Source organism: Mycobacterium palustre (assembly GCF_002101785.1).
GTDB lineage: Bacteria > Actinomycetota > Actinomycetes > Mycobacteriales > Mycobacteriaceae > Mycobacterium > Mycobacterium palustre.
Map to the genome: position 1 here is coordinate 1 of NZ_LQPJ01000156.1, position 24,602 is coordinate 24,602.

Annotated in this window: 24 protein-coding genes and 2 pseudogenes; 8 read left to right on the forward strand and 18 right to left on the reverse strand. The window is 70.7% G+C overall.

Going from position 1 to position 24,602, the window contains the following annotated elements:
- Nucleotides 1–576 (forward strand): annotated as a pseudogene (locus tag AWC19_RS29780) (PE family protein); the annotation flags it as partial.
- 19 nt (nucleotides 577–595) lie between these two features.
- On the opposite strand, the gene pspM reads toward AWC19_RS29780, so the two are convergent.
- The 4 genes from pspM to pgsA all read right to left on the reverse strand — a co-directional run bounded on the left by pspM (nucleotide 596) and on the right by pgsA (nucleotide 3,397).
- A complete protein-coding gene (pspM, locus tag AWC19_RS28070) occupies nucleotides 596–1,417 on the reverse strand; it encodes a phage shock envelope stress response protein PspM (protein ID WP_085081335.1) in 822 nt (273 codons plus the stop codon).
- Between the two features lie 18 nt (nucleotides 1,418–1,435).
- Nucleotides 1,436–2,260 (reverse strand): phage shock protein PspA, encoded by an 825-nt coding sequence (pspA, locus tag AWC19_RS28075; protein WP_085081336.1) that lies wholly within the window; start codon nucleotides 2,258–2,260, stop codon nucleotides 1,436–1,438.
- A 104-nt stretch (nucleotides 2,261–2,364) separates the two neighbouring features.
- Nucleotides 2,365–2,703: a transcriptional regulator ClgR gene (gene clgR, locus AWC19_RS28080; protein ID WP_085081337.1), complete on the reverse strand. Its 339-nt coding sequence runs from the start codon at nucleotides 2,701–2,703 to the stop codon at nucleotides 2,365–2,367.
- Nucleotides 2,704–2,806: 103 nt separating this feature from the next.
- Nucleotides 2,807–3,397, reverse strand: a complete 591-nt coding sequence (pgsA, locus tag AWC19_RS28085) for a CDP-diacylglycerol--glycerol-3-phosphate 3-phosphatidyltransferase (RefSeq protein ID WP_245849381.1) — start codon at nucleotides 3,395–3,397, stop codon at nucleotides 2,807–2,809.
- A gap of 56 nt (nucleotides 3,398–3,453) precedes the next feature.
- Between pgsA and AWC19_RS28090 the strand changes: the two genes are divergently transcribed.
- Nucleotides 3,454–3,969 (forward strand): amino-acid N-acetyltransferase, encoded by a 516-nt coding sequence (locus AWC19_RS28090; protein WP_142281457.1) that lies wholly within the window; start codon nucleotides 3,454–3,456, stop codon nucleotides 3,967–3,969.
- A gap of 74 nt (nucleotides 3,970–4,043) precedes the next feature.
- Here AWC19_RS28090 and AWC19_RS28095 read toward each other — a convergent pair whose 3' ends face one another.
- A complete protein-coding gene (locus tag AWC19_RS28095; protein WP_245849382.1) occupies nucleotides 4,044–6,665 on the reverse strand; it encodes an FtsK/SpoIIIE family DNA translocase in 2,622 nt (873 codons plus the stop codon).
- Nucleotides 6,666–6,703: 38 nt separating this feature from the next.
- On the opposite strand from AWC19_RS28095, the gene AWC19_RS28100 reads away from it, so the two are divergent.
- From AWC19_RS28100 to AWC19_RS28110, 3 genes are read left to right on the forward strand one after another with little or no spacing between them, the layout of a single operon-like run.
- Nucleotides 6,704–7,018 carry a putative quinol monooxygenase gene (locus tag AWC19_RS28100; RefSeq protein WP_085081340.1) on the forward strand — a complete coding sequence of 105 codons (315 nt, stop codon included), beginning with the start codon at nucleotides 6,704–6,706 and terminating at the stop codon, nucleotides 7,016–7,018.
- Nucleotides 7,015–7,839: a mycofactocin-coupled SDR family oxidoreductase gene (locus AWC19_RS28105; RefSeq protein ID WP_142281461.1), complete on the forward strand. Its 825-nt coding sequence runs from the start codon at nucleotides 7,015–7,017 to the stop codon at nucleotides 7,837–7,839. The genes AWC19_RS28100 and AWC19_RS28105 overlap by 4 nt, the downstream gene beginning before the upstream one ends.
- A 3-nt stretch (nucleotides 7,840–7,842) precedes the next feature.
- Complete coding sequence (locus tag AWC19_RS28110) at nucleotides 7,843–8,715, forward strand: SAM-dependent methyltransferase (RefSeq protein WP_085081342.1); 873 nt, start codon at nucleotides 7,843–7,845, stop codon at nucleotides 8,713–8,715.
- Nucleotides 8,716–8,766: 51 nt separating this feature from the next.
- Here the strand turns inward: AWC19_RS28110 and AWC19_RS28115 are convergent, their stop codons facing one another.
- The 9 genes from AWC19_RS28115 to AWC19_RS28155 all read right to left on the reverse strand — a co-directional run bounded on the left by AWC19_RS28115 (nucleotide 8,767) and on the right by AWC19_RS28155 (nucleotide 18,095).
- Entirely contained in the window at nucleotides 8,767–10,443 is a 1,677-nt protein-coding gene (locus AWC19_RS28115; RefSeq protein WP_085081343.1) for a ribonuclease J, read from the reverse strand.
- 19 nt (nucleotides 10,444–10,462) lie between these two features.
- Nucleotides 10,463–11,365, reverse strand: coding sequence for a 4-hydroxy-tetrahydrodipicolinate synthase (gene dapA / locus AWC19_RS28120; RefSeq protein WP_085081344.1), 903 nt, complete (start codon nucleotides 11,363–11,365; stop codon nucleotides 10,463–10,465).
- 116 nt (nucleotides 11,366–11,481) lie between these two features.
- Complete coding sequence (gene thyX / locus AWC19_RS28125; protein ID WP_085081391.1) at nucleotides 11,482–12,234, reverse strand: FAD-dependent thymidylate synthase; 753 nt, start codon at nucleotides 12,232–12,234, stop codon at nucleotides 11,482–11,484.
- 100 nt (nucleotides 12,235–12,334) lie between these two features.
- Nucleotides 12,335–13,396, reverse strand: coding sequence for a restriction endonuclease subunit S (locus AWC19_RS28130; protein ID WP_085081345.1), 1,062 nt, complete (start codon nucleotides 13,394–13,396; stop codon nucleotides 12,335–12,337).
- Nucleotides 13,393–14,772, reverse strand: a complete 1,380-nt coding sequence (locus AWC19_RS28135) for a type I restriction-modification system subunit M (RefSeq protein ID WP_085081346.1) — start codon at nucleotides 14,770–14,772, stop codon at nucleotides 13,393–13,395. Before AWC19_RS28135 ends, AWC19_RS28130 begins: the two co-directional genes overlap by 4 nt.
- The gene (locus AWC19_RS28140; protein ID WP_085081392.1) at nucleotides 14,772–16,016 is read right to left on the reverse strand and encodes a winged helix-turn-helix domain-containing protein; all 1,245 of its coding nucleotides are present in this window, start codon (nucleotides 16,014–16,016) and stop codon (nucleotides 14,772–14,774) included. Before AWC19_RS28140 ends, AWC19_RS28135 begins: the two co-directional genes overlap by 1 nt.
- The gene (locus tag AWC19_RS28145) at nucleotides 16,013–16,714 is read right to left on the reverse strand and encodes a DivIVA domain-containing protein (RefSeq protein WP_085081347.1); all 702 of its coding nucleotides are present in this window, start codon (nucleotides 16,712–16,714) and stop codon (nucleotides 16,013–16,015) included. Before AWC19_RS28145 ends, AWC19_RS28140 begins: the two co-directional genes overlap by 4 nt.
- Before the next feature lie 83 nt (nucleotides 16,715–16,797).
- Entirely contained in the window at nucleotides 16,798–17,292 is a 495-nt protein-coding gene (locus AWC19_RS28150; protein ID WP_085081348.1) for a dihydrofolate reductase, read from the reverse strand.
- The gene (locus AWC19_RS28155) at nucleotides 17,289–18,095 is read right to left on the reverse strand and encodes a thymidylate synthase (protein ID WP_211285023.1); all 807 of its coding nucleotides are present in this window, start codon (nucleotides 18,093–18,095) and stop codon (nucleotides 17,289–17,291) included. The genes AWC19_RS28150 and AWC19_RS28155 overlap by 4 nt, the downstream gene beginning before the upstream one ends.
- Before the next feature lie 106 nt (nucleotides 18,096–18,201).
- On the opposite strand from AWC19_RS28155, the gene AWC19_RS28160 reads away from it, so the two are divergent.
- Entirely contained in the window at nucleotides 18,202–18,942 is a 741-nt protein-coding gene (locus AWC19_RS28160; protein WP_085081393.1) for a dienelactone hydrolase family protein, read from the forward strand.
- On the opposite strand, the gene AWC19_RS28165 is transcribed toward AWC19_RS28160, so the two are convergent.
- A complete protein-coding gene (locus tag AWC19_RS28165) occupies nucleotides 18,931–20,157 on the reverse strand; it encodes a glycosyltransferase (RefSeq protein WP_085081394.1) in 1,227 nt (408 codons plus the stop codon). The two genes, AWC19_RS28160 and AWC19_RS28165, sit on opposite strands and share 12 nt — an antisense overlap.
- A 602-nt stretch (nucleotides 20,158–20,759) precedes the next feature.
- Between AWC19_RS28165 and AWC19_RS28170 the strand changes: the two genes are divergently transcribed.
- Nucleotides 20,760–21,161: a PAS domain S-box protein gene (locus AWC19_RS28170; protein ID WP_245849383.1), complete on the forward strand. Its 402-nt coding sequence runs from the start codon at nucleotides 20,760–20,762 to the stop codon at nucleotides 21,159–21,161.
- Here AWC19_RS28170 and AWC19_RS28175 read toward each other — a convergent pair.
- The 3 genes from AWC19_RS28175 to AWC19_RS28185 are packed head-to-tail and all read right to left on the reverse strand — an operon-like array spanning nucleotide 21,110 to nucleotide 24,188.
- Nucleotides 21,110–22,198, reverse strand: coding sequence for an acyl-CoA dehydrogenase family protein (locus AWC19_RS28175; protein WP_085081350.1), 1,089 nt, complete (start codon nucleotides 22,196–22,198; stop codon nucleotides 21,110–21,112). The genes AWC19_RS28170 and AWC19_RS28175 overlap by 52 nt on opposite strands.
- Nucleotides 22,195–23,409 (reverse strand): acyl-CoA dehydrogenase family protein, encoded by a 1,215-nt coding sequence (locus tag AWC19_RS28180; protein WP_085081351.1) that lies wholly within the window; start codon nucleotides 23,407–23,409, stop codon nucleotides 22,195–22,197. The genes AWC19_RS28175 and AWC19_RS28180 overlap by 4 nt, the downstream gene beginning before the upstream one ends.
- Entirely contained in the window at nucleotides 23,409–24,188 is a 780-nt protein-coding gene (locus AWC19_RS28185) for an SDR family oxidoreductase (RefSeq protein ID WP_085081352.1), read from the reverse strand. The genes AWC19_RS28180 and AWC19_RS28185 overlap by 1 nt, the downstream gene beginning before the upstream one ends.
- A gap of 99 nt (nucleotides 24,189–24,287) precedes the next feature.
- Between AWC19_RS28185 and AWC19_RS31030 the strand changes: the two are divergent.
- Nucleotides 24,288–24,592: pseudogene (locus tag AWC19_RS31030) on the forward strand (PE-PGRS family protein).
- Nucleotides 24,593–24,602 lie beyond the last annotated feature (10 nt).

The following is a 24,602-nucleotide window of genomic DNA, read 5'->3' on the forward strand; positions in this document are numbered from 1 at the left end:
GTCGTCGCCGCCGGTGGGGCCGGCGGCGGGGGCGGCGACGCCAACGCTCCTCTCGGGCTCGGGGGCGCCGGTGGTCAGGGCGGCAATGCTGGCAGTTTGTACGGCGATGGTGGGGCTGGCGGGGCTGGTGGGTACGGCATCGATGGCGTCGGCGGTGCCGGCGGCGGCGGTGGTACCGGCGGGCTGATCGGCGATGGGGGCATCGGCGGCACCGGTGGCTTGGGTATCGATGGTGGAGGGAAAGGCGGCGCCGGTGGCGACGCCGGCGCGTTCTACGGCTCCGGCGGGTCCGGTGGCGCTGGGGGGTCGGCATTCGGCCTAAACGCCAACGGCGGCAACGGAGGTCACGGCGGCAAATCCGGGTTGTTTGGCGACGGCGGTAACGGCGGTGACGGCGGACAAGGGCGTATTGGAAGCGGCGGCAACGGTGGAAACGGCGGCAACGCCGTCCTAGCGGGCCAGGGTGGTAACGGCGGTAACGCGGGAAGTAGCATCAACACGCCTGGCAGCCCCGGGATCGGCGGCACCGGCGGGCTGCTACTAGGCCAGAACGGCCTGAACGGCCTGCCGCAGTAGCTCGCCGGCAGCGTCCAGCCTAGATGGCCCTCGGCAGCCCGCCGAGCTCGTCGAACGCCTGCGCCCAGCCGAGCAGGCGATCGGTGGCCCCGACCAACTCGGCGCGGTAGCGCTCCTGGGTTCCGGCCAACCCGGCACCGGTGTTCCCGTTCGCCGAGGAGACCAATTGCGCTGCGGCGGTGACCATTTCGTTGTACTGGCGGACGCCGGCGCTGAGCTGGGCGGTGAACGCGTTGATGGTGGGCACCAAGTAGGATCGCGACGACTCGCTGGCCTGCGCGGCGCGCTCCATCGACACCACCTCGGCGGCGGTGGCCGCCATCGCCGCCGAGGTCTTGGCGGCCGCCGCGCTCAGGTCGCGGATCTCGTCGGCGGGCAGCATCGAGCCCCGCTCGATCACGCCCAGCAGCGAGGAGAAACCGCGCTCCGAGGCGCCCAGCGCGTACATCGCGGGCCGGGCGGCCGAGCCGGGAGGCGGCAGCCGGCGGGTGTTGGCCGGTCGCGCCGCCGGCAGCGGCTCCGACCGCAGCCAGCGGTACCGAAGCAGTAGCAGGGTCGCCGGGACCGCCAGCACCACCGCGACGCCGCCGGTGACCTCCAACAGCAGCGCGAACCAGCCCCAGGCGGCCAGCGCCACCGTCACCGCGACCCAGAACAGGCACCCAACGGCGAAGATGACGCCCCAGCGCAGCGCGCGGCGCCGGCGGCGCAGCAGCCGCGCCCGCGGATCGGCGGCCGCGCTGATCTTGCGGACCGCCAGGTCGGAAAGGTCGGCGACGCTCGCCAGCCCGCGCTGCGCCAGCGCGCGCCACGGCCCGCGCTGGGTCGCTCCCACGGTCATCGCCGCCGGCCCGCGGCGCTACTGGCCAAGCGGCTTCTCCGCGACCGTCCCACCGCTGGACTCGGCGGGCGCGGGGGTGGCCGGGGCGGCCCCGGGCGTCGACCCGCCGGCCGGCAGCGCCTCGCCGCGCATCGACGCGCGGATCTGCTCCAGCCGCGAATGACCGGCCATCTGGATGCCGGCCTGCTGCACCTCGAGCATGCGGCCCTGCACCGACCCCTGGGCGAGCTCGGCGGACCCGATCGCGTTGGCGTAGCGGCGCTCGATCTTGTCGCGCACCTCGTCGAGGCTCGGCGTGTTACCCGGGGCGGCGATCTCGCTCATCGACCGCAGCGACGCGCTGACCTGCTCCTGCATCTTGGCCTGCTCGAGCTGGCTGAGCAGCTTGGTGCGCTCGGCAACCTTCTGCTGGAGCACCATCGAGTTCTGCTCGACGGCCTTCTTGGCCTGCTGCGCGGCCGACAGGGCCTGGTCGTGCAGGGTCTTGAGGTCTTCGACGCTCTGCTCGGCGGTGACCAGCTGCGCGGCGAACGCCTCGGCGGCGTTGTTGTACTCGGCGGCCTTGGCCGCGTCGCCCGCGGCGGTAGCCTGGTCGGCCAGGGTCAGCGCCTGGCGCACGTTGACTTGCAGCTTCTCGATGTCGGCCAGCTGGCGGTTGAGCCGCATCTCGAGCTGGCGCTGGTTGCCGATCACCTGCGCGGCCTGCTGGGTCAGCGCCTGGTGCTGGCGCTGCGCTTCCTCGATGGCCTGCTGGATCTGCACCTTCGGGTCGGCGTGCTCGTCAATCTTGGCGTTGAACAGCGCCATCAGGTATTTCCACGCTTTGACGAACGGATTGGCCATCGGTTAGGTCCACCTTCGCTTTTATGTGTGCCGGACAAGCGCCCTGCCGCTCAATTTAGTGGGTCCGCGGCGATCGCCCCACCCCTTGCGCGCGATCGCGGCGCTCAGGCCAAAGCCAGCGATGCCACCGGCGGGATGACAACCTTGGTGCTGGCGTCGATGCTGCTGCCGCTGTGGGCGGTGGCCTGCGCGCCGCCGGCGGCGCGCTCCTCGCCGGCCATCCGCTCGCCGGCGTCGGTGAGGACCTCCGACAGGGGCACCTCGAGCGCGTCGCAGATCGCGTTGAGCAGCTCGCTGGAGGGCTCCTTGCGGCCGCGTTCCACCTCCGACAGATACCCGAGGCTCACCCGCGCCGAATCCGACACCTCGCGCAGCGTCCGGCCTTGTGTCGTGCGGGCGTGGCGTAACACGTCGCCGATGACTTCGCGCATCAATGCCGGCATCCTGCTCTCCTCCGTCAAGTCAGCCCGCCCGCCCCGTCGAACAACCCCGATCCAGCAGGCACTCAACTGGTGAACGCCGGCACCGGTCGCCTTGGTTCCCGCCTCAGGTGGTCGTCTGACGAACTTCGCGGACGGTCGAGGCGACGTAGTCGATGCCGGTGACGACCGTGAGCACGATCGCGGCGCCCATCACCACCGACGCCAGCACCAAAAAGGGCCCGGAGTGCGGCAGCACGAACAGGCCGATCGCCAGCGCCTGCGCGACCGTCTTGAGCTTGCCGCCCCAGCTCGCCGGGATCACGCCGCGCCGGATCACCGCCAGCCGCAACAGCGTCACCACCAGCTCGCGGGTCATGATCACCGCGGTGACCCACCACGGCAGGTCGCCCAGCATCGACAGGCCGATCAGCGCCGACCCGATCAGCGCCTTGTCCGCGATCGGGTCGACGAACGCCCCGAATTCGGTTGCCATGCCGTAATTTCGGGCCAGCAGCCCGTCGAAACGGTCGGTGATGCAGGCGACCGCGAAAATCACGAAAGCCACCAGGCGGGAAACGATGTGGTGGCCGTCGCCGGCGAACAGGGCGAACAAAAAGATCGGGACCAGCACCAGCCGCAGCAGGGTCAAGACGTTCGCGAGGTTGGCGATGCGGACGCGCCCCACCAGCGGAGGTGTTTGAGGCTGCCCCGACACCGCCTCAGAATAGCGGTTGACCAGCGCACCCATCTGGGTTGCCGATACTGTTACCCGTGACCGAAAGCTCACAAGACCTCCGCCCGGCGGTCCGGCGCGCCCGCACGTCCGACGTCCCGGCGATCAAGCGGCTCGTCGACACCTACTCCGGACGCATCCTGCTCGAGAAGAACCTCGTCACGCTGTACGAGGCCGTCCAGGAATTCTGGGTGGCCGAACTCGGGGGCAAAGTGGTCGGCTGCGGGGCGCTGCACGTGTTGTGGGCCGACCTCGGCGAGATCCGCACCGTCGCCGTCGACCCGGCGATGACCGGCCACGGCGTCGGCCACGCGATCGTCAACCGGCTGCTCGAGGTCGCCCGCGAGCTGGAGCTGCAGCGGGTCTTCGTGCTGACCTTCGAAACGGAGTTCTTCGGCAAGCACGGGTTCACCGAGATCGAGGGCACGCCCGTCACCGCCGAGGTGTACGAGGAGATGTGCCGCTCCTACGACATCGGTGTGGCCGAATTTTTGGACCTGAGCTACGTCAAGCCCAACATCCTGGGCAACTCCCGGATGCTGCTGGTGCTCTAGCTTCTACCCGCCCGCCGAACGTGCTCTGAGGGCCAAGAAATCGCCAAAACCCCGGCCTGAGAGCACGTTCGGCGCTACTCGGCGTCCGCGCCGTCGGCGTCGGTTCCCCCCGCGCCGCCGCGGATCAGCGCCAGCGTTCCGGCCAGCTCGTCGGGCTTGATCAGCACCTCGCGGGCCTTGGAGCCCTCGCTCGGCCCGACGATGCCGCGGGTCTCCATCAAATCCATCAGCCGGCCGGCCTTGGCGAAGCCCACCCGCAGCTTGCGCTGCAGCATCGAGGTCGAGCCGAACTGGCTGGACACCACCAGCTCGACCGCCTGCAGGAACACGTCCATGTCGTCGCCGATGTCGGGGTCGACATCGGCGCGCTCGGCGGTGGGCTTGGCGGTGGTGACGCCCTCGGTGTACTCGGGTTCGGCCTGGTCCTTGCAGGCGGTGACGACGGCGTGGATCTCCTCGTCGGAGACGTAGGCGCCCTGCAGCCGCAGCGGCTTGTTGGCGCCCATCGGCAAAAACAGGCCGTCACCCATGCCGATCAGTTTTTCCGCGCCGGCCTGGTCCAGGATCACCCGGCTGTCGGTGAGCGACGAGGTGGCGAACGCCAGGCGCGACGGCACGTTGGTCTTGATCAGCCCGGTGACGACGTCGACCGACGGGCGCTGGGTGGCCAGCACCAGGTGGATGCCGGCGGCGCGGGCCTTCTGGGTGATCCGCACGATCGCGTCCTCCACGTCGCGCGGCGCGGTCATCATCAGGTCGGCCAGCTCGTCGACGATCGCGACCACGTAGGGGTAGGGGCGGTATTCGCGCTGGCTGCCCAGCGGGGCGGTGATCTCGCCGGAGCGCACCTTGGCGTTGAAGTCGTCGATGTGGCGCACCCGGGAGGCCTGCATGTCCTGGTAGCGCTGCTCCATCTCCTCGACCAGCCACGCCAGCGCGGCCGCCGCCTTCTTGGGCTGGGTGATGATCGGGGTGATCAGGTGCGGGATGCCTTCGTACGGCGTGAGTTCCACCATCTTGGGGTCGATCAGGATCATCCTGACCTCCTCCGGGGTGGCCCGCGTCAGCAGCGACACCAGCATCGAGTTGACGAAGCTCGACTTGCCCGATCCGGTGGACCCGGCGACCAGCAGGTGCGGCATCTTGGCCAGGTTGGCCGAGATGAAGTCGCCCTCGATGTCCTTGCCGAGCCCGATCACCAGCGGGTGGTGGTCGCGGCGCGTCGACGGCGCGGTCAGCACGTCGGCCAGCCGCACCATCTCCCGGTCGGTGTTGGGCACCTCGATGCCGACGGCCGACTTGCCCGGGATCGGGGCCAGCATCCGGACGCTCTCGGTGGCCACCGCGTAGGCGATGTTCTTCTGCAGCGCGGTGATCTTCTCCACCTTGACGCCGGGGCCCAGCTCGACCTCGTAGCGGGTGACGGTCGGCCCGCGGGTGCAGCCGGTGACGGCCGCGTCCACCTTGAACTGGTTGAGGACCTCGCTGATAGCGTCGGCCATCACCGTGTTGGCGGCGCTGCGCTTCTTGGGCGGGTCGCCGGCCACCAGCAGGCTCATCGGGGGCAGCGTGTAGGGGCCCTCGACGACCCGGTCGACAATTTCCGGCTGCTTCTTGGCGCGCCGACGGCCGACGGCGGGTTCGGGCACGGTCGGCATGTCGTCGTCGGCGACCGCACTGCCCGACGGCCACGCGGCGGGAGCCTCGTTTAGCGGCGCGTCGTAGTAACCGTCGGAGAAGTCCTCCGGCGTCACTTCCTCGGTGTCCGCGTCGTCACCGGCGAAGCCGTCGTAGCCGTCGTCGGCGTCATCGGAGTCATGGCCCTCATACAGGCGCGGGCCGACCATGGCCCGCAGCACGTCGGGCACCTCGCGGATCGTCGTCCCGGTCAGCAGCAGCAGGCCGAACATGAAGCCGATGAACAACAGCGGCGCGGCGATCCACGGGGTGAGCCCGTCGGAGAGCGGCCCGCCGATGGCAAAGCCGACGAATCCGGCTGCGCGGCGGCGCAACTCGGGGTCTTCGGGCGAGCCCGACCACAGGTGGCGCAGGCCCAGGACCGACAACGCGATCAAAGCGCCGCCGAAAATCAGCCGGGGCCGCGCGTCGGGATTGGGTTGGGTGCGCATCAGCACCACCGCCACCGCCGCGGTGACGACCGGCAGCGCGAGCACGCCCGAGCCGATGAAGGTCCGCAGCAGGGTGTCGACCCAGGCGCCGACCGGCCGCGCGGCGTCGAACCACGAGCCGGCGGCGACGACGACGGACACGCCGAGCAGGACCAGCGCGATCCCGTCGCGGCGGTGCCCCGGCTCGATGTCGCGCGCCCGCCCGATCGACCGGGCGGCGCCGCCGGTGCCCTTGGCGGCCACCAGCCAGGTGGCCCGCAGGGCGCGGCCGCAGGCCAGCCCGGCGCCGACCAGCAGCGGCCGGTTGCGGCGTCTGGCGGGCCTGCTCGCCTTCTTGCGGGGCGCGGCCGGGCGGGCACCGCGCGACCGGCCCCGGGAAGGGGGGTTGGGAGACCGGCGGGTCCTGCTCGTTCGGCTTGCGGAGCGGGCGGCGGTCTTACTGGGCATGAGAGCAAGGGTAGTCGCAAAAGCATCATCTACACCACCCGCCACACTGGTAACCGCCGCACGGTCCGCGAGGTGCCCCGCGACGCCGTGAGTAGGGTGGCTAGCGGTGATGTACGTCATGCCGTCACCCATTCCCTGAGCGCCCAGGAGGCCCTAGCATGCCCGTCGTCGTTGTCGCCACCATGACCGTCAAACCCGAATCGGTCGACACCGTCCGCGATATCCTCACGACCGCGGTCGGCGAGGTGCACGAAGAGCCCGGCTGCCAGCTGTATTCGCTGCACCAAACGGGCGAGACCTTCGTCTTCGTCGAGCAATGGGCCGACCCCGAGGCGCTCAAGGCCCACAGCACCGCGCCCGCGATCACCAAGCTGTTCGCCGCGGCCGGCGAACACCTGGTCGGCGCGCCGGACATCAAGACGCTCGAGCCGGTCCCGGCCGGCGACCCCGACAAGGGCCGGCTGCGCGCCTGATGGGCCGGGCCTTAGAGGGCAAAGTCGCGCTCGTCACCGGCGCGGCGCGCGGCCAGGGCCGCGCCGACGCGGTCCGGCTGGCGGCCGACGGCGCGAGCGTGATCGCGGTCGATTTGTGCCGGCAGATCGCCAGCGTCCCCTACCCCCTGGCCGCGCCCGACGACCTGGCGGAAACGGTCAAGCTCGTCGAGGACACCGGTTCGCGGATCGTGGCCCGGCAGGGCGACGTGCGCGACGCCGCGTCGCTGGGCGCCGCGCTGCAGGCGGGCCTGGACGAATTCGGCCGGCTCGACATCGTGGTGGCCAACGCCGGCATCGCGCCCATGCAGTCGGGCGCCGACGGCTGGCGCGACGTCATCGACGTCAACCTCACCGGCGTCTTCAACACGGTGGAGGCCGCGATACCGACGATGGTGGCCCAGGGCACCGGCGGCTCGATCGTGCTGATCAGCTCGGCCGCCGGACTGGCCGGCATCGGCAGCCGCGATGCGGGCTCGATCGGGTACGCCGCGGCCAAGCACGGCGTGGTCGGGCTGATGCGGGTGTATGCGAATCTGCTTGCCCAACACAACATCCGGGTCAACACGATCAACCCGTCGGGCGTCGACACCCCGATGATCAACAACGAGCACACCCGCCAGTGGCTCGCCCGGCTGGTCGCCGAGTCCGGCTCGCCGCCCGACATGGGCAACGCGCTGCCGGTGCAGGTGCTACAGCCCGACGACATCGCCAACGCGGTGGCGTGGCTCGTGTCCGACCAGGCCCGCTACATCACCGGCGTCGCCCTGCCGGTCGACGCGGGCTATCTGAACAAGAAGTAGCTGATGGCGCGAAACCCCGCAGCGCAGACCGCCTTCGGCCCCATGGTGTTGGCGGCCGTCGAGCACAACGAGCCCGCCGGGCGCCGCCTGGTCGACGACGACCTCGCCGGACTGTTCCTGCCGGTCCCCCTGCGGTTGCTCGTCGGAGCGACCCGGTGGGGCCCGGCGCGGCGCCTGATGATCCGGGGGTCGGAGTTCACCGGCCCGGGCCTGTGGGCGAATCTGGCCTGCCGCAAGCGTTTCATCGACGACAAGCTCGAAGCGGCGCTCGGCGACGTCGACGCGGTGGTGATCCTGGGCGCGGGCCTGGACACCCTCGGCTATCGGTTGACGCGGCGGGTGCGCATCCCGGTCTTCGAGGTGGACCTGCCGGTCAACATCGCCATGAAGGCCAAGACGGTGCGCCGGGTGCTCGGCTCACCGCCGCTTTCGGTGCGCTGGGTGGCGCTGGACTTCGAGCGCGACGACCTGCTCACCTCGCTGGCCGAGCAGGGCTATCGCACCGATTACCGCGCCTTTTTCATCTGCGAGGGCGTGACCCAGTACCTCACCGAGGAGGGCGTGCGGCGAACGCTGGAGGGGCTGCGCGCCGCGGCCCCGGGCAGCCGGTTGGTGTTCACCTACGTCCGCAAAGATTTCATCGACGGGACGAACCGCTACGGCACCCGCACGCTGTATCGCAACGTGCGCCAGCGCAGCCAGCTGTGGCGATTCGGCCTGCAGCCCGACGAGGTGGCGGCGTTCATCGGCGAGTACGGCTGGCGGCTGGTGGAGCAGGCCGGCCCCGACGACCTGCTGCACCGCTACGTGGCGCCCACCGGCCGCCGCCTTAAGGCCTCCGACCTGGAATGGTCGGCTCACGCGGAGAAAGTATGAGGCACCCGCCCGCCGCGACCGTTGGTGTTTGGCGAATTGTCAAGCGCCAGTTCAGATCTCGATGACCGTCGGCACGATCATCGGCTGACGGCGATAGGTCTCACCGACCCACTTGCCCACGGTGCGGCGCACGCCCTGGGCGATGCGGGCCGGGTCGGTGACGTTGTCGGCGACCAGCTGATCGAGCTCCGCCTCGACCTTGTGCACGGCCGGCTCGAGCGCCTTGGGGTCCTCGGAGAAGCCGCGCGAAAACAGCTGCGGCGCCGCGGCCGGCCGCCCGGTGCCGCGCTGCACCACCACGGTCACCGCGACGAAACCCTCCGACAGGATGAGCCGCTCGCCCAGCGTGATCTCGCCGACGTCGCCGGTGATCAGCCCGTCGACGAACATCTTGCCGACCGATACCGCCCCGGCGATGGAGGCCTTGCCCGCGACCAGGTCGACGCTGACGCCGTTCTCGGCCAACAGGATTGACTCCTCGGGCACGCCGGCCCGGGCCGCCAGCTTGGCGTTGGCGCGCAGCATGCGCCAGGTGCCGTGCACCGGCATCACGTTGCGCGGCCGCACCCCGTTGTAGAGGAACAGCAGCTCGCCGGCGTAGGCGTGGCCCGAAACATGAACGCGCACTTGCTGGTTGGTGACGACGCGGGCGCCGATCTTGGCCAGCGAGTCGATGACGCCGTACACCGCCTCCTCGTTGCCGGGGATCAGCGACGACGACAGGATCACCAGGTCCTCTTTGGTCAGCGTGATGCTGCGGTGCTCGCCGCGCGACATGCGCGACAGCGCCGACATCGGCTCGCCCTGGGTTCCGGTGGTGATCAGCACGACCCGCTCGGGCGGCATCATCTCGGCGGCGGAGATGTCGACCAGGTCGGCGTCGCCGACCCGCAAAAAGCCCAGCTCCCGGGCGATGCCCATGTTGCGCACCATCGATCGACCGACGAACGCCACCCGCCGGCCCAAAGCCACTGCGGCATCGATGATCTGCTGGACCCGGTCCACGTTGGAGGCGAAGCACGCCACGATGACCCGGCCGTCGGCGCCGCGGATCAGGCGGTGCAGCGTCGGGCCCACCTCGCTCTCCGACGGCCCGACGCCGGGGATCTCGGAGTTGGTCGAGTCGCACAGGAACAGGTCCACGCCGGCGTCGCCGAGCCGCGACATGCCGGGCAGGTCGGTGGGCCGGCCGTCCAGCGGAAGCTGGTCGAGCTTGATGTCGCCGGTGTGCAGGACGGTTCCCGCGCCGGTGTGCACGGCGATGGCCAGCGCGTCGGGGATGGAGTGGTTGACGGCGAAGTATTGGCACTCGAACACACCGTGCGTGCTGCGCTGCCCCTCGGCGACCTCGACGAAGACCGGTTTGATGCGGTGCTCGCGGCATTTGGCGGCGACGAGGGCCAGCGTGAACTTGGAGCCGACGACGGGGATGTCGGGCCGCAGCCTGAGCAAAAACGGGATGGCCCCGATGTGGTCCTCGTGCGCGTGGGTCAGCACCAGCGCCTCGATGTCGTCGAGCCGGTCCTCGATGTGACGCAGGTCCGGCAGGATCAGGTCGACACCGGGCTCGTCGTGCGTCGGGAACATCACCCCGCAGTCGATGATCAGCAGCCGGCCCAGGTGCTCGAAAACGGTCATGTTGCGGCCGATTTCGCTGATGCCGCCCAGCGCGGTGACCCGTAACCCGCCCGGTGCCAGGGGACCCGGTGGGGCGAGGTCTAGATCCACGGTCGGGCCACCCTTGCGCTCACCGAAGGACCGACGCCGCGCGCATGTCGGCGGCCAGCGCGTCGACCTGCTCCGGGGTGGCGGGCACCTGCGGCAACCGGGGATCGCCGACGTCGACGCCCTGCAGGCGCAGCCCGGCCTTCGACATGGTGACCCCGCCGAGGCGGGCCATCGCGTTGCACAGCGGGGCGAGGCCGACGTTGATCTTGCGCGCGGTGGCGACATCACCGGAACCGAAGGCGGACAACAACTCTCGCAGTTGACCCGCAGCGACGTGAGAGATCACGCTGATGAAGCCGGTGGCGCCCATCGCCAGCCAGGGCAGGTTCAGCGCGTCGTCGCCCGAGTAGTACGCCAGACCGGTCTCGGCCATGATCTGCCCGCCGCTGTGCAGGTCGGCCTTGGCGTCCTTGATCCCGACGATGTTCGGGTGCGCGGCCAGTTTTCGGATGGTGTCGGGTTCGATGGGTATCACCGAGCGCGGTGGGATGTCGTAGAGCAGCATCGGCAGGTCGGTGGCGTCGGCGACGGCCGTGAAATGCGCGATCAGCCCGGCCTGCGGCGGCTTGGAGTAGTACGGCGTGACCACCAGCAGCCCGTGGGCGCCCTCGGCCGCACACGCCTTGGCCAGCCGCACGCTGTGCGCGGTGTCGTAGGTGCCGGCCCCGGCGATGATGCGGGCCCGGTCGCCCACCGCCTCGAGCACGGCGCGCAGCAGCTCGAGCTTCTCGTCGTCGGTGGTGGTCGGCGACTCGCCGGTGGTCCCGGAGACCACCAGGCCGTCGCAGCCCGCGTCGACCAGGTGGTTCGCCAGTTGCGCCGCGGCGACGGTGTTAAGGGAGCCATCTGCGCCGAACGGTGTCACCATCGCGGTCAGCAGGGTGCCCAGCCGTGTGGGGGCGTCGAATCCGACGGTGCTCACGGTGTTCAGGTTACCTGGCGGTACCAAACGGCTCTGTTACTGCGGCGAGCGTGCGTGTCTGCACGACGACACGCCGCATAGCCCGTACATCTGCGCACCCTCGCGACTAATTGGCCTCAGGCCTCCGTCGCTAACGGGCTGGTCGCGACCTCGGTGCCGTCGGCCAGCGTGGAGATCTCGAAGTCGGCGAACACCGCGGGCGCCACGGCGGCCAGCTGGCGCAGGCACTCGATGGCCAGCCGCCGGATTTCCACGTCGGCGTGCTCGCTGGCCCGCATGGCGACGAAGTGCCGCCAGGCGCGGTAGTTCCCGGTCACGACGATGCGCGTCTCGGTGGCGTTGGGCAGCACGGCCCGGGCGGCCTGGCGCGCCTGCTTGCGCCGCAGGATCGCGCTCGGTTCGTCGGCGAACTTGGCCTCCAGCCGGGCCAGCAGCTCGGCGTAGGTGGCGCGGCTGGCGTCGGCGGCGTCGGTGAGGATCTGCCGCAGCTCGGGGTCGTCGTCCATGCCCGGCGGGACGACGACCTGCGAGTCGCCCTCGGGCACGTAGCGCTGGGACAGCTGCGAGTAGGAGAAATGCCGGTGCCGGATCAGCTCGTGGGTGCACGACCGCGAGATGCCGGTGATGTAGAACGACACGCTCGCGTGCTCGAGCACCGAAAAGTGCCCGACGTCGATGATGTGCTTGATGTAGCCGGCGTTGGTCGCGGTCTTGGGATTCGGCTTCGACCAGCTCTGATAGCAGGCCCGCCCGGCGAATTCGACCAGCGCGGGCCCGCCGTCGGCGTCGGTCGTCCACGGCACGTCCGGCGGCGCCAAGAAGTCGGTCTTGGCGATCAGTTGCACGCGCAGCGGCGCCGTCTTGGCCACGGCGATCACCCTATAGCCGCGCGTGTGCGCCGGTGGCTTCGAGCCTGCCCCGGCGCGGGTGCGAGGGGCCCGATCGGGCGCGCTGGGCGCAGCCTCGGCGTCAGGGGACGTCCGCGATGCGGACCTTTCCCGAGACCAGCGGCGGCAACAGCGCGTCGCGCAGGGCGGCCAGCCGCGCGGATTCTTCGCGGCGGGCGTGGCACATCGCTCCCAGGCCGGTGAGGGTCCGCGCCGCCGCGGGCGGCAGGCGCCGCACGTCGCGGACCCGGAGCTCGAGCAGCTCGCGCGGCCGGACCCGCTGGTGGCTTCGCGACGTCCCGGCCACCCGGCTGCGCAGCGTGTCGGTGACCTCTGGTTGGCGCAGCGCCGACCACAACGCCGAGGTATCGACTCCCGTCGGGGTCAGCACCACGAACTCCGTGCTGGCCACCGCCATGCGCGGCGGCAGCGATACCACGTTCCAGATGCGCGGGATCCGGGGGTTCAGCTTCGCGAACAGCACGCACGGCCCCGGCAACGCGAACTTGGCGCTCTTCACCGACCCGGCGGCCTCGAGGCGGGGCGCGGCGCCGTCGTCGAACGCGGGCAGGCTGAAGTGGGCGACGACGTCGTCGAACGCGCGCGGATGCAGCGACGCCGCCGACCGGCCGGCCAGCTCCGCCAGCGGCGCGTAGTCGCAGACCGTCCCGGCGATGGCGACCATCAACCCCTCGGCGGCCGCGACCACGCGGTCGTTAGCCGCCATCTTGTCGTCGAGCGCGCCGAGCAACTCGGCGATCCGGCGGCGGTCACCGGCCCCGGCCGGGCGCACCGAAACCGCCCGCAGTGTCGCCTGATTCAGCAGCGGCTGCCCCGACCCGGTCCGGTGGCCGGCGAGCCCGCAGGCGTGCAGCGCGTAGTACCAGTACCGCGTCTCGCGGGGATCCTTGGCCCGGCAGACCACGGCGTTGTCGGTGACCCAGGCGTCCGAATCGCAATATCGCACGCTGCCGCAATACGATCCGACGCGGCCGAGCACGATCAGCGGGCCGCTCGCATTGGGTTGCGCCGCATGGCCGATCACCCCGTTGGCGCCATAGACGCGAACGGCCCCGCCCGCCACCCGCGCCGGCAGGCCGCCGCCGTTGGCGAAGTCGAGAAACTCGCCGAGGGTGGCCGTCACCGCAGCCGCCGCAGCTGGTCGCGCACCAACCCGTCCAGTCGCGCCGATTCGTCGAGCGCCGCCAGCAGGTCGCCGGTCAGCCGGGCGATCTTGTCGCCGATCGGCTCCCCGTCGTCCTCGGCGACCGGCGGGCCCACATACCGCCCCGGCGTGAGCGTGTAGCCCGCGGCGCGGATCTCGCCCAGCGACACCGACCTGCAGAATCCCGGAACATCTTGATAGCTGAGGCCTTTCGCGGCCGCCGACGCCGACCCGCACCACGCGTGGTAGGCGTCGCCGATGCGGACCACCTCCGCGTCGCTCAGCGCGCGCTCGGATCGATCCACCAGGTGGCCGAACCCGCGGGCGTCGACGAACAGCACCTGCCCGGCCCGCTCACCCTTGTCGGCGGCAAAGAACCACAGGCACACGGGAATCGGCGTGCTGCGAAACAGCTGTCCCGGCAGCGCCACCATGCACGACACCAGGTCGGCGTCGACGATCCGCGCCCGGATCGCTCCTTCCCCACCGCTGTTCGACGACATCGACCCGTTGGCCATCACCACGCCGGCCTTGCCGCCCGGGGCCAGCTTGGCCAGGATGTGTTGGATCCAGGCGAAATTCGCGTTGCCGGCGGGCGGAACGCCGAAGCGCCAGCGCGAGTCTTCTTCGTCGCGGGCCCAGTCCTTGACGTTGAACGGCGGGTTGGCCATCACGTAGTCCATCTGGACGCCGGCGTGGTGGTCGTGGGCGAACGTGTCGCCCCACCGCGGGCCCAGGTGCGCGTCGTCGATGCCGTGGACCGCCAGGTTCATCTTGGCCATCCGCCAGGTCTGCTCGACGCTTTCCTGGCCGTAGATCGCCACCTTCGCGGGGTCGCCGTCGTGCTCGCCGACGAATTGCTCGGTCCGCACGAACATTCCGCCCGAACCGCAGCATGGGTCGTAGACCCGCCCGCCGGACGGTTCGAGCACCTCGACGATCACCCGCACGACGCTGGGCGGGGTGAAGAATTCGCCGCCGCGCCGCCCCTCGGCACGGGCGAAGTTGCCCAGGAAGTACTCGTACACCTCGCCCATCAAATCCCGCGCGCGCCCAGCGCCCGGCCCGCCGAACGGCGCGCCGTCGAGCAGTCGCACGACATCGCCCAGCCGGCGCGGGTCGAGGTTTTCGTACACCCGCGGCAGCCCCGCGGCCCCCACCGCGTCGTCGAGCAGCCGCCCGATCCCCGGCGATTCGGCGTTGCGCGCCAACGATTTCCACTGCGCGTCCGAGACGTGCTTGAGGAACAGCAAGCCGAGGACGGCGTCTTTGTACTGGCCGGCCGGAAGCGAGCCGCGCAGCTTGGTGGCCGCCTGCCAGAGCGTGTCCTTGAGGTCTTTGTCCGCCGTCCGCATCAGCCGACCGCCCGCAGGTCTGCTGCCAGATCGCCGCGGTCGGCGACGCTGAAGCCGCCCAGCCCCAGCCACGACGCCATGGACTCCAGCTCGCCGGCCAGGGTGGCTGCCACCGCGGCCCGCGGCGTGTCGGGCTCGCCGAAGGCGCCCAGCACCTTTAGCGAGTTGGCGGCCCGGTCGGCCTTGAGGTCGACGCGGGCCACCAGCCGGCCGTCCATCAGCAGCGGCCACACGTAGTAGCCGTACCGGCGCTTGGCCGCCGGGGTGTAGATCTCGATGCGGTAGTGGAAGCCGAACAGCCGCTCCACCCGGGGCCGGAAGAAGATCAGCGGGTCGAACGGGCACAGCAGGGCCGTGCCGCGGTCCCGGCGCGGCAATGCCCGGCCGGGTCGCAGGTACGCCGGCGCCGGCCACCCGTCGACGGCGACGCGCTCGATCTCCCCGGCGGCCAGCAGCGCGGCGATGGCCGGCCTGACCTGCTGGGCCGACAGCCGGAAGTAGTCGCGGAGGTCGGCCTCGGTGCCCACGCCCAGCGCGGTGACGGCCCGCAGCGTGAGCTCCCGGATGGCCTCGTCGTCGTCGACCTCGCGGGCCAGCACGCCGGCCGGCAGCACCCGCTCCACCAGGTCGTAGTGGCGGGCGAAGCCGACGCGGGTGGCGGTGGTCAGCGCGCCGGAGGCAAACAGCGCCTCGGCCACCCACTTGGTGTCGCTGCGGCTCCACCACCTGCCCCTCCTGCGCCGGGGCTCGGCCGCCAGGTGCGCCTCGATCTGCCCGGCGGTGCTGGGCCCCAGCTCGGCGACCGCGGCGAGGATGGCCTCGGCGAGTTGCGGGTTGGCCTTGACGATGTGGGTGCCCCACCGGCCGTTGCGATACTGGCGCATCCGCCAGCGCAGCAGCGGCCAGTCGTCGACGGCCATCAGCGCGGCCTCGTGCGCCCAGTACTCGGTCAGCAGCCGCGCCGAGCGCGGCCCCCACGCGGCGCGGTCCAGCACGTCGCGGTCGTAGGGACCCAACCGGCTGAACACCGGCGCGTAGTGGGCCCGCACCACCACCGAGACCGAATCCAGCTGCAGCACCTGGATTCTCGAGATCAGCCGTTTCAGGTGGGCGCGGGTGACCGGGCCGCGCGGCCGTGGCTCGCTAAACCCTTGTGCCGCAACGGCTAAGCGCCGAGCCTGGGCGGCGGTCAGCGCGGGATTCCCGATCGGCACGGCGCCGAGAATACCGCCCGGTGGGCTCAGCCCGTGCTGACTCTCTCGTCCAGCGGCACCAAAACGCTCGGCTCCGGCGAACTCTTCTGATCCTGGTACGCCGAGGCGAGGGCCTCCGGAACGCTCTTCAGGTCGCGGTACACCTCCGCCAGCTGCTCCAAGATCTTGATCCGCTGGGCGATGGCCTCGTCGGCGGCCCGCTGCGCCTGGTCGCGGTAGTGATCGGCCTCGCGGCGGGCCTCCCGCCACGCCTCGTCGATCGCCCGCTCGGCCTCCGCCCGCATGCCGGCCAGCTCGTCGTCGATGGCCTTCTTGCGCTCCTCGTACTCCGCTTCCAGGGATTTTCGCTGCGCTGCCATGTCCGCCAACTGCTCCTCGTGGCGTCGGCGGGAGTCCTCGGCCTCGGCCTCGGCCGCCGCGATCAGCGCGTCCGCCTCGGCCCGCGCCTCGGCCTGCATCTGGGCGACCTCGTCGACCGCGCGCCGCAGCATGTTGGCCATCCGCAGCTGCACCGCGTGCGGCGACGGCGAGGTGTCGGTGAGGACGGCGACCTCCTTGCGCAGCGCGGCCGCCTCGTCACCGACCTGGGTCAGTCGCGCCTCGAGGCTCTTGACGTCGTCGAGCAACAACCGCTGCTTGGCGGTCAGCGCCTCGATGTGCGCGTCGACCGCGGCCGGATCGTAGCCCCTTAACACGCGAGGGAATGTCTTTGCGGGTTCGGTTATCACTGGGAATCCCCCTCCTGAAAACGCCTGTAAACCTTCGACCGACCCCGAGTACCGAGTATGTCAGCTCGGGGCGCCGGCGCCGATCAGAGCGTCGACGGCCGCGAGTACGTGTGGAAGCGATACCGCAGCCCGGTGCGGCTCGCCTGCCACTTTCCCGTCACGCCCACCCAGGCCTCGTCGAGCACCGGGGCCAGCGCGTCGCCGTCGTCGCGCGGGAGGTCGATCTCGACCTCGGTGACCTCGCAGCGCGTGGCCAACGGCAGCGCGAGCAGGTAGATCTGCGCGCCCCCGATCACCCACGCCTCGGGCTCGGTCAGGGCCTCCTCGAGCGAACCGAGCACCTCCGCCCCCTCGGCGACGTAGCCGGCGTTGCGGGACAGCACGACGTTCCTGCGGCCCGGCAGCGGCCGGACCCCGGCCGGCAGCGACTCCCAGGTCAGCCGGCCCATCACGACGGTGTGGCCCATCGTGATCTCTTTAAAGCGCGCGAGGTCCTCGGGGACCCGCCACGGGATGTCGCCGCCGCGACCGATCACGCCGGAGCTCGACTGAGCCCACACCAGGCCCAGCCGCGTCATACAGCGACGGGCGCTTTGATCGCCGGATGCGGGTCGTAATTCTTTACGACGACATCCTCATAGGTGTAGTCGAAGATCGAATCTCTTTGAGCCAAAACAAGTTCCGGGTAAGGCCGGGGGTCGCGGCCGAGCTGGGTGCGGACCTGTTCGACGTGGTTGTCGTAGATGTGGCAGTCCCCGCCGGTCCAGACGAACTCGCCGACGCCAAGACCGGCCTGCGCGGCCATCATGTGGGTGAGCAGCGCGTAGCTGGCGATGTTGAACGGCACCCCGAGGAACAGGTCGGCGCTGCGCTGATACAGCTGGCAGCTCAGCCGGCCGTCGGCCACGTAGAACTGGAAGAACGCGTGACACGGCGGCAGCGCCATCCGCGGGATGTCGCCCACGTTCCACGCCGACACGATGATGCGCCGCGAGTCCGGGTCGGTCCGCAGCAAATCGAGTGCGGCGCTGATCTGGTCGACGTGCTCGCCCGTCGGCGTCGGCCAGGAGCGCCACTGCACGCCGTAGATGGGCCCGAGATCGCCCGTGTCGCTTGCCCATTCGTCCCAGATGGTGACGCCGTGCTCGTGCAGCCAGGCGACGTTGGAGTCGCCGCGCAAAAACCACAGCAACTCGTAGACCACCGATTTGAAATGCACCTTCTTGGTGGTCAGCAGCGGGAAGCCCGCCGACAGGTCGTAGCGCAGCTGCTGGCCGAACAGGCTGCGGGTACCGGTGCCGGTGCGGTCGGACTTGGCCGCGCCCCGCTCGAGCACCGCGCGCAGCAGGTCCTCGTAGGGCGTGGGAATCGGCGCTGCGATCGGCACGCGGCCAGCTTACGCGCGGCGATCGCAAGCGCGGCGAAGCCGGGCGCGGCGGGTCGCCGCCCGAAAATTCGCGGCGGCGGGCCAGGAGTACAACGGTGCCATGCCCAAAACCATCGACAGCGTCGCCACCCCCGACGGTTCGTGCCCCGTCCGCCTGTTCACCCCGGATGGTCAGGGCCCTTGGCCCGGCGTGATCATGTTCCCCGACGCCGGCGGGGTGCGCGACACGTTCGACCAGATGGCCGCCGAGCTGGCCGGATATGGCTATGCGGTGCTGCTTCCCGACGTGTACTACCGCAGCGGCGACTGGGCCCCGTTCGACATGGCCACCGTGTTCAGCGATCAAAAGGAACGCCAGCGGCTGTATTCGATGATCGGCAGCCTGACACCGGACAAGGTCGGCGGGGACGCGCGCGCGTTGCTCGAGTACCTGGCCGGGCGTCCGGAGGTGTCCGGGGAGCGCTTCGGCGTGTGCGGCTACTGCATGGGCGGACGCATGTCGCTGACGGTGGCCGGCCTGGTTCCGGAGCGCGTCGGCGCCGTCGCCTCCTTCCACGGCGGTGGCCTGGTCACCGACGGCGACGACAGCCCGCACCTGCTGGCCGATCGGATGACCGCCACCGTGTACGTGGGGGGCGCCGAAAACGACCCGTCCTTCACGGCCGATCACGCCGAGCAGCTCGACAAGGCGCTGACGGCGGCCGGCGTGACGCACACGATCGAGTGGTATTCGGCCGGCCACGGGTTCGCGGTCCCCGACAACGGCCCCTACGACCCGGCCGCCGCGGAGCGCCACTGGGCGGCCATGGCGGAGGTTTTCGGTTCGGCGCTACCGCGCTGAGCCGGCCGCCTCGAGCAGCAGCTTCGCGGCCACCTCGGCCCCGTCGGTGCGGACCTGGGCGGACACGGCCCCGGCCCGGGCGCGCGTCTGGGGAGCCAGGGTCGCCCGCAGCGCCGCGGACAGGGATTCGACGGAGGCGGTGCGGCCGTCGTATGCCACACCGATGCCCAGCTCGGCCACCCGCCGGGCCCAGTACAGCTGGTCGGCCCCCTGGGGTATCACCACCTGCGGCGCGCCTGCCAGGGCGGCGGTGGTCGTCGTGCCGGCGCCGCCGTGGTGCACGACGGCCGCGACCCGCCGAAACAGCGCCTGCTGGTTAATCTCTCCGACGGCCAGGCAGTCCCCGCGGTCGTCGAACGGGGCGAGGTCGGCCCAACCCCGCAGCACCAGCACGCGGCGGCCCTGCGCCCGGATGGCCTCGACCGCCACCCGCGCGATGTCCTTGGAGCCGCTCATCGGCATGCTGCCGAAGCCCAGGTACACCGGGGCCGCGCCCGCGTCCAGGAAGGCCTCCAGCTCGGCGGGGAGCGGGCGGTCGTCCGCCAGCAGCCACGCGCCCGTTTGGACGACGCGAAGATCCGTCGGCCCCGGCCACGGGCCCAGGGTGGGGTCGGTGGCCAGCCACGGGTGGTCGGTGAAGGCGTGCTCGCGCACGTTGCCCACCGGCGGCAGGCCCAGCGTGGCCCGGTGCCCGTTGAGCGTCGCGCCGAACAGGGCGTTCACGTTCTGGGCGTCGAGGTCCCACAGGGCCATGTTGTCGATCAGGTGCAGGGGCAGCGGCGAGCTCCAAAACGACCGCGGCGGGTGGTGGGGCGACGGCAAATCCGTGGGGTGATAGCTCGCGTACACGTAACGGATGCCGAGCTTCTCGGCCACCGACCGCGCGCCGGCCGCCGCGGGCAGCAGGCCGGCCGCCACCAGGGCGTCGCATCCCTCGGCCGCCGCGGCGACCGTGTCGAACTGCGCGGCGATCAGGTCGTCCACGTGCCGGCGCAGGTCGGCCTCCGACGGCGGGGCCGCCGCGGTGGTCATCGCGCGCACCGACTGGCCGAAGGGCACCAGCAGCACGCCGACACCGGCCGCCCGCTGGGCGAACTCCTCGTCCGGCGGCGCGCACACCCGCACCTCGGCGCCCAGCGAGCGCAACTGGACGGCGAGCCCCACCAGCGGTTCGACACCCCCGCGGGAGTCGTAGGTCGACAACAACACGCGCATTCGCTGCTCCATTTTCCCGGGCCGCCGATTGGGGACCACATTTCGCGAAGCATATGACCAAAGGTCATTCAAGCGCCGGTCAACCGAATCGGCCGCCGGCGCAAGTTAGCGCGTAAAAGTTGACAAGGTTGCTGTCGGCGCACGGCCGCGGCGCCAAGTTTGCCGGGGTGGCTGCTAGCGCGGCCATCACCGCTGGTTTGCGCGCGGCCGCCGCCCACGCAATGGTCCCGACCATTGTTAGCGAACCACCGTTTCCGAATTTGCTGGAACGAGCAGTCCGCGGGGACCTAGATTCAGCCGACCGCGCGTGCAGCTAATACGCCCGTACCGAAAAGGGCGACGACACGGTGCAAGGCGGCGCGCCGTCATGTGGCATTTGGCCAACAGTTACTCCAAGTTGCGAACCGTGGACTTATTGCTAAACTTGCCCTACCTTTGCTGTCAGCGCGTTTAACCAAGAAGCGAGCTGATGGCGGCGTGGCCTAGAGCCGGGCGACGGGAGACGTGTGATAACGCAGATTACGACGGCCACCGATGGTCGACCGATAGAGCGGCGCCGGCGGCGGCCGCCGGGCCAACTGCCCATGGATGACCTGCGGCAGATGCCCGCTTTGATCGTATTGGATCGATTACCGGCTCCGGCCTTAGCGGTGGACCGCGCCGGGACCATCCTTTTTGCCAATGGCTCGTTTTGCGACATGGTCGGCTATTCCGCCGACGAGCTGCGCACCATTATTTTCGACGACATTTTTTATCGCCTTCCCGACGACGACCGGTGGGTCACGCTGGTCGGGAAGGGCGCCGAGCGGCTCGTCGAGCTGCGGCACAAAAGCGGTCATTCGGTGTGGGCCAACATGAGCAAGTCGGCGATGCGCCGCCGCGACGACACCGTCGCGCTGGTCACCTTCCACGACCGCACCGAAGAGCTGTGGCTCAGCAAAGCCGACCCGGATCAGGAGTTCGGCAGGTTCACCAGCTCCGCCAATCGGGCGCGGTGCCGGTAGGCGTTTCCGAAGGCCAGCTGGTCGCTCTTGGCGCGCTTGAGGTAGAGATGCGCCGGATATTCCCACGTCATCCCGATCCCCCCGTGAAGCTGCACGCATTCCTCGGCGGCGTGCACGGCGGCGCCGCTGCAGTAGGCCTGCGCCAGGGCGGCCGCGGTGGCGGCGTCGGCGTCGCCGCGGGCGCACGTGTCGGCGGCGTATCGGGCGACCGCCGTCGCCGCACCCACCTCGAACCACAGATCGGCCAGGCGGTGCTTGATCGCCTGGTATGAGCCGATCGCGCGGCCGAACTGCTTGCGCTGCTTGACATAGGCCAGGGTGGTGTCGAAGCACCACCGCGCCACGCCGAGTTGCTCGGATGCGAGCAGGGCCGCGGCCGTCCGCAGGGCTTCGGCGATCGCGCCGTCCGCCGGGCCGACCCGTGACGACGACGCGCCCGAAAACCGCACATGCGCAAGGGGTCTGGTCATGTCCAAAGCGAGCACAGCCGAGACCTGCACACCGTCGGCGGTCCGCGGCACGGTGTGCAGTTCCAGTCCGTCGGGGCCGGCGACCGGCACCACCAGCACGTCGGCCTCGCCGACGCCCGCGACGCTGGTGACCGCACCGGTCAGGCCGTCGGCGGCGGCGCCCACCCCGGCAACCGGGTCCGACGGCGCGGTGGACAGCGGCACCGTCAGCGCCGCGGTGAGCTCGCCGCGGGCCAGCGCGGGCACCGTGTCGGTGTCGCCGGCGTGCAGCAGCGCGACGGTGGCCAGCACCGCGCTGGACAAGAACGGCACCGGCGCGACGGCGCGCCCGATCTCTTCCATGACGATCGCCGCCTCGCCGGCGCCGGCGCCGGCTCCGCCGAGCGCCTCGGGCACCAGCAGACCCGCGACACCGAGCTCGGCGGCCAGCGTCCGCCAGACGCCCGAAAAGTCTTGCGGCTCTTGGTCGTAGGCCCGCATCACCGATTCGGGCGGGCAGCGATCGGCGAACAGGTGACGAACGCTGTCGCGCAACGCCTCCTCGGTGTCGGAATAGAGCAGGTTCACCGGTCCAGGTCCTTCCAGGCGACGTCCTTGTCGACGCGGTGTTCGCCCGGCAGGCCGAGAATCCGCTCGGCGATGGTGTTGCGCAAAATCTCCGACGTGCCGCCCTCGATGGAGTTGCCGCGCGCCCGCAAGTAGCGGTAGCCGGGTCCGCGGCCGACGAGGTCGACGACCTCCGTCCTGCGCATGGTCCAGTCGTCGTAGTGCAGCCCGGATTCGGCGTGCAGCTCGATGTCGAAGCCCGAGATGGCTTGCGCCAGCTTGGCGAAGGCGACCTTCATCCCGGCGCCTTCGGGCCCGGGCTGACCCGCTGGGCTTTTTTGGGCCTGTTGCCGCAGCCGCTCCCCGGTGAGCCGCAGCACCTCGGCCTCGACCCACAGGCGCATCAGCTCATCGTGCATGGCGGGGTTGCGCAGCGCCGGCTCGTCGCGCCAGGCCGCGGTGACCTTGCCGATGATCCCGCCCTCACGCGGGACTCCGGGCCGCGACCCGATGGCCACCCGCTCGTTGTTGAGCGTCGTGGTGGCGACCCGCCAGCCGCCGCCCTCGGGGCCGAGCCGGTTCGCGTCGGGCACCCGGACGTCGGTGAGGAACACCTCGTTGAACTCCGCCTCGCCGGTGATCTGGCGCAGCGGCCGCACCTCCACGCCGGGTTGCGTCATGTCGCACAGAAAGTACGTCAGGCCGGCGTGTTTGGGCACCGACGGGTCGGTGCGGGCGACCAAGATCCCCATCTGCGCGTGCTGGGCCATCGACGTCCACACCTTCTGCCCGTTGACGATCCAGTCGTCGCCTTGCGAACCGGACGCGCGGACCGCGCGGGTGGCCACCCCGGCCAAATCCGAGCCCGCGCCCGGCTCGCTGAACAGCTGGCAGTAGATCTGCTCGCCGGTGAACAAGGGGCGCAGGAACCTTCGCTTCTGCTCGTCGGTGCCGAACGCCGCGATCGTCGGTGCCGCCATGCCCATGCCGATGAAGTTCTGGACGGTTCCGCCCACCGGCGCGCCGGCGGCGGCGAGCTGAGCGTCGACGATTTCCTGGGCCTTCTTCGGCAGGCCCAAACCGCCGAAACCGGGCGGCAGATGCACCCAGGCCAGACCGGCATCGTATTGCGCGCCAAGGAATTCCCGCGGCTCGGTGGTCGCCGGGTCGTGCTCGCGCAGCAGTGCCCGCACCCGGGCCGTCACGTCGGCCCCGAAATCCTCGGGGTCCATCACGTGGCCTCGGGGCGGAATCGGAATCCCTGCGCCTGCCCGAGCAGCAGGCCGCCGTCGATGACCATCGTCTCCCCGGTGATCCAGCTCGCCGCATCGGACACCAGGAAGGCGACGGCGCCCGCGACGTCGGCCGGCTCGCCGATGCGGCCCAGCGCGATCGTGGCCGCCAGCGGGTCTTCGTGGTCCTTCCACAGCGCCTCGGCCAGCCGGGTGCGCACCACCCCGGGCGCGATGGCGTTGACCCGCACGCGCGGCGAAAGTTCCAGCGCCAGTTGCTTGGTGACGTGGATCAGCGCGGCCTTGGTGGCGTTGTACATGCCCATGGCCGGTGACTGGTGCAGCCCCCCGATGGAGGCCGTGTTCACGATCGCGCCGCCGTGCTCGCCCATCCAGGACTTGACGACCAGCGAGGTCCACAGCAACGGGGCCCACAGGTTGACGTCGAAGATCTTGGTGAACCGGGCGTGGTCCTGGTCGATCAGCGGGCCGTACGCCGGATTCGTTCCGGCGTTGTTGACCAGGATGTCGACGCCGCCGAAGCGCTCCAGCGTCAGGTCCACGCAGCGCCGGGCCGCCTCCTCGTCCACCGCGTGGGCGCCCACCCCGACGGCCTTCTCGCCGACCTGCGCCGCCGCCTCGTCGGCCGCCTCCTGCTTGCGCGCGGTGAGCACCACGTTGGCGCCCGCGGCCGCCAGTTGCTGCGCGATCGCCAGGCCGATTCCGCGCGAGGCGCCGGTGATGATCGCGCTGCGGCCGGTCAAATCGAGTGAGGTCATCGGTGTGCCTTCTGTCTGCCGGGCCAATATTTACGTTCAGGATGTTCCGGACCCGTGTGGCCGTGGTACGCGCAGCGCATGTTAGCGAAACTAACCCTTATGAAACCACTGGTCGTGGCCGGGGCCGTCGCCGCCGCACCGGCGGCCTCCGCTGACGCCTTCGTCGCCGGTCCGGCCGCGAACACCCCGGCACCCACGCACGTGATCTTCAAGGCCGACCCGAGCGGCGGTGGCTGCGACGCCAACGGCAATTGCGGTTCCGGCGGCACGAACAACGGGCCCGGCGGCCAGGGATGCGTCCCGGGCGTCGGCTGCGGCTCCGGCGGCCAGAACGCCGGCCCGGCGGCGTCCCCGGCGGCCAGGGGTGCCTGCCGGGCGTGGGCTGCGGTTCGGGCCACGCGTAAACCGTCGACC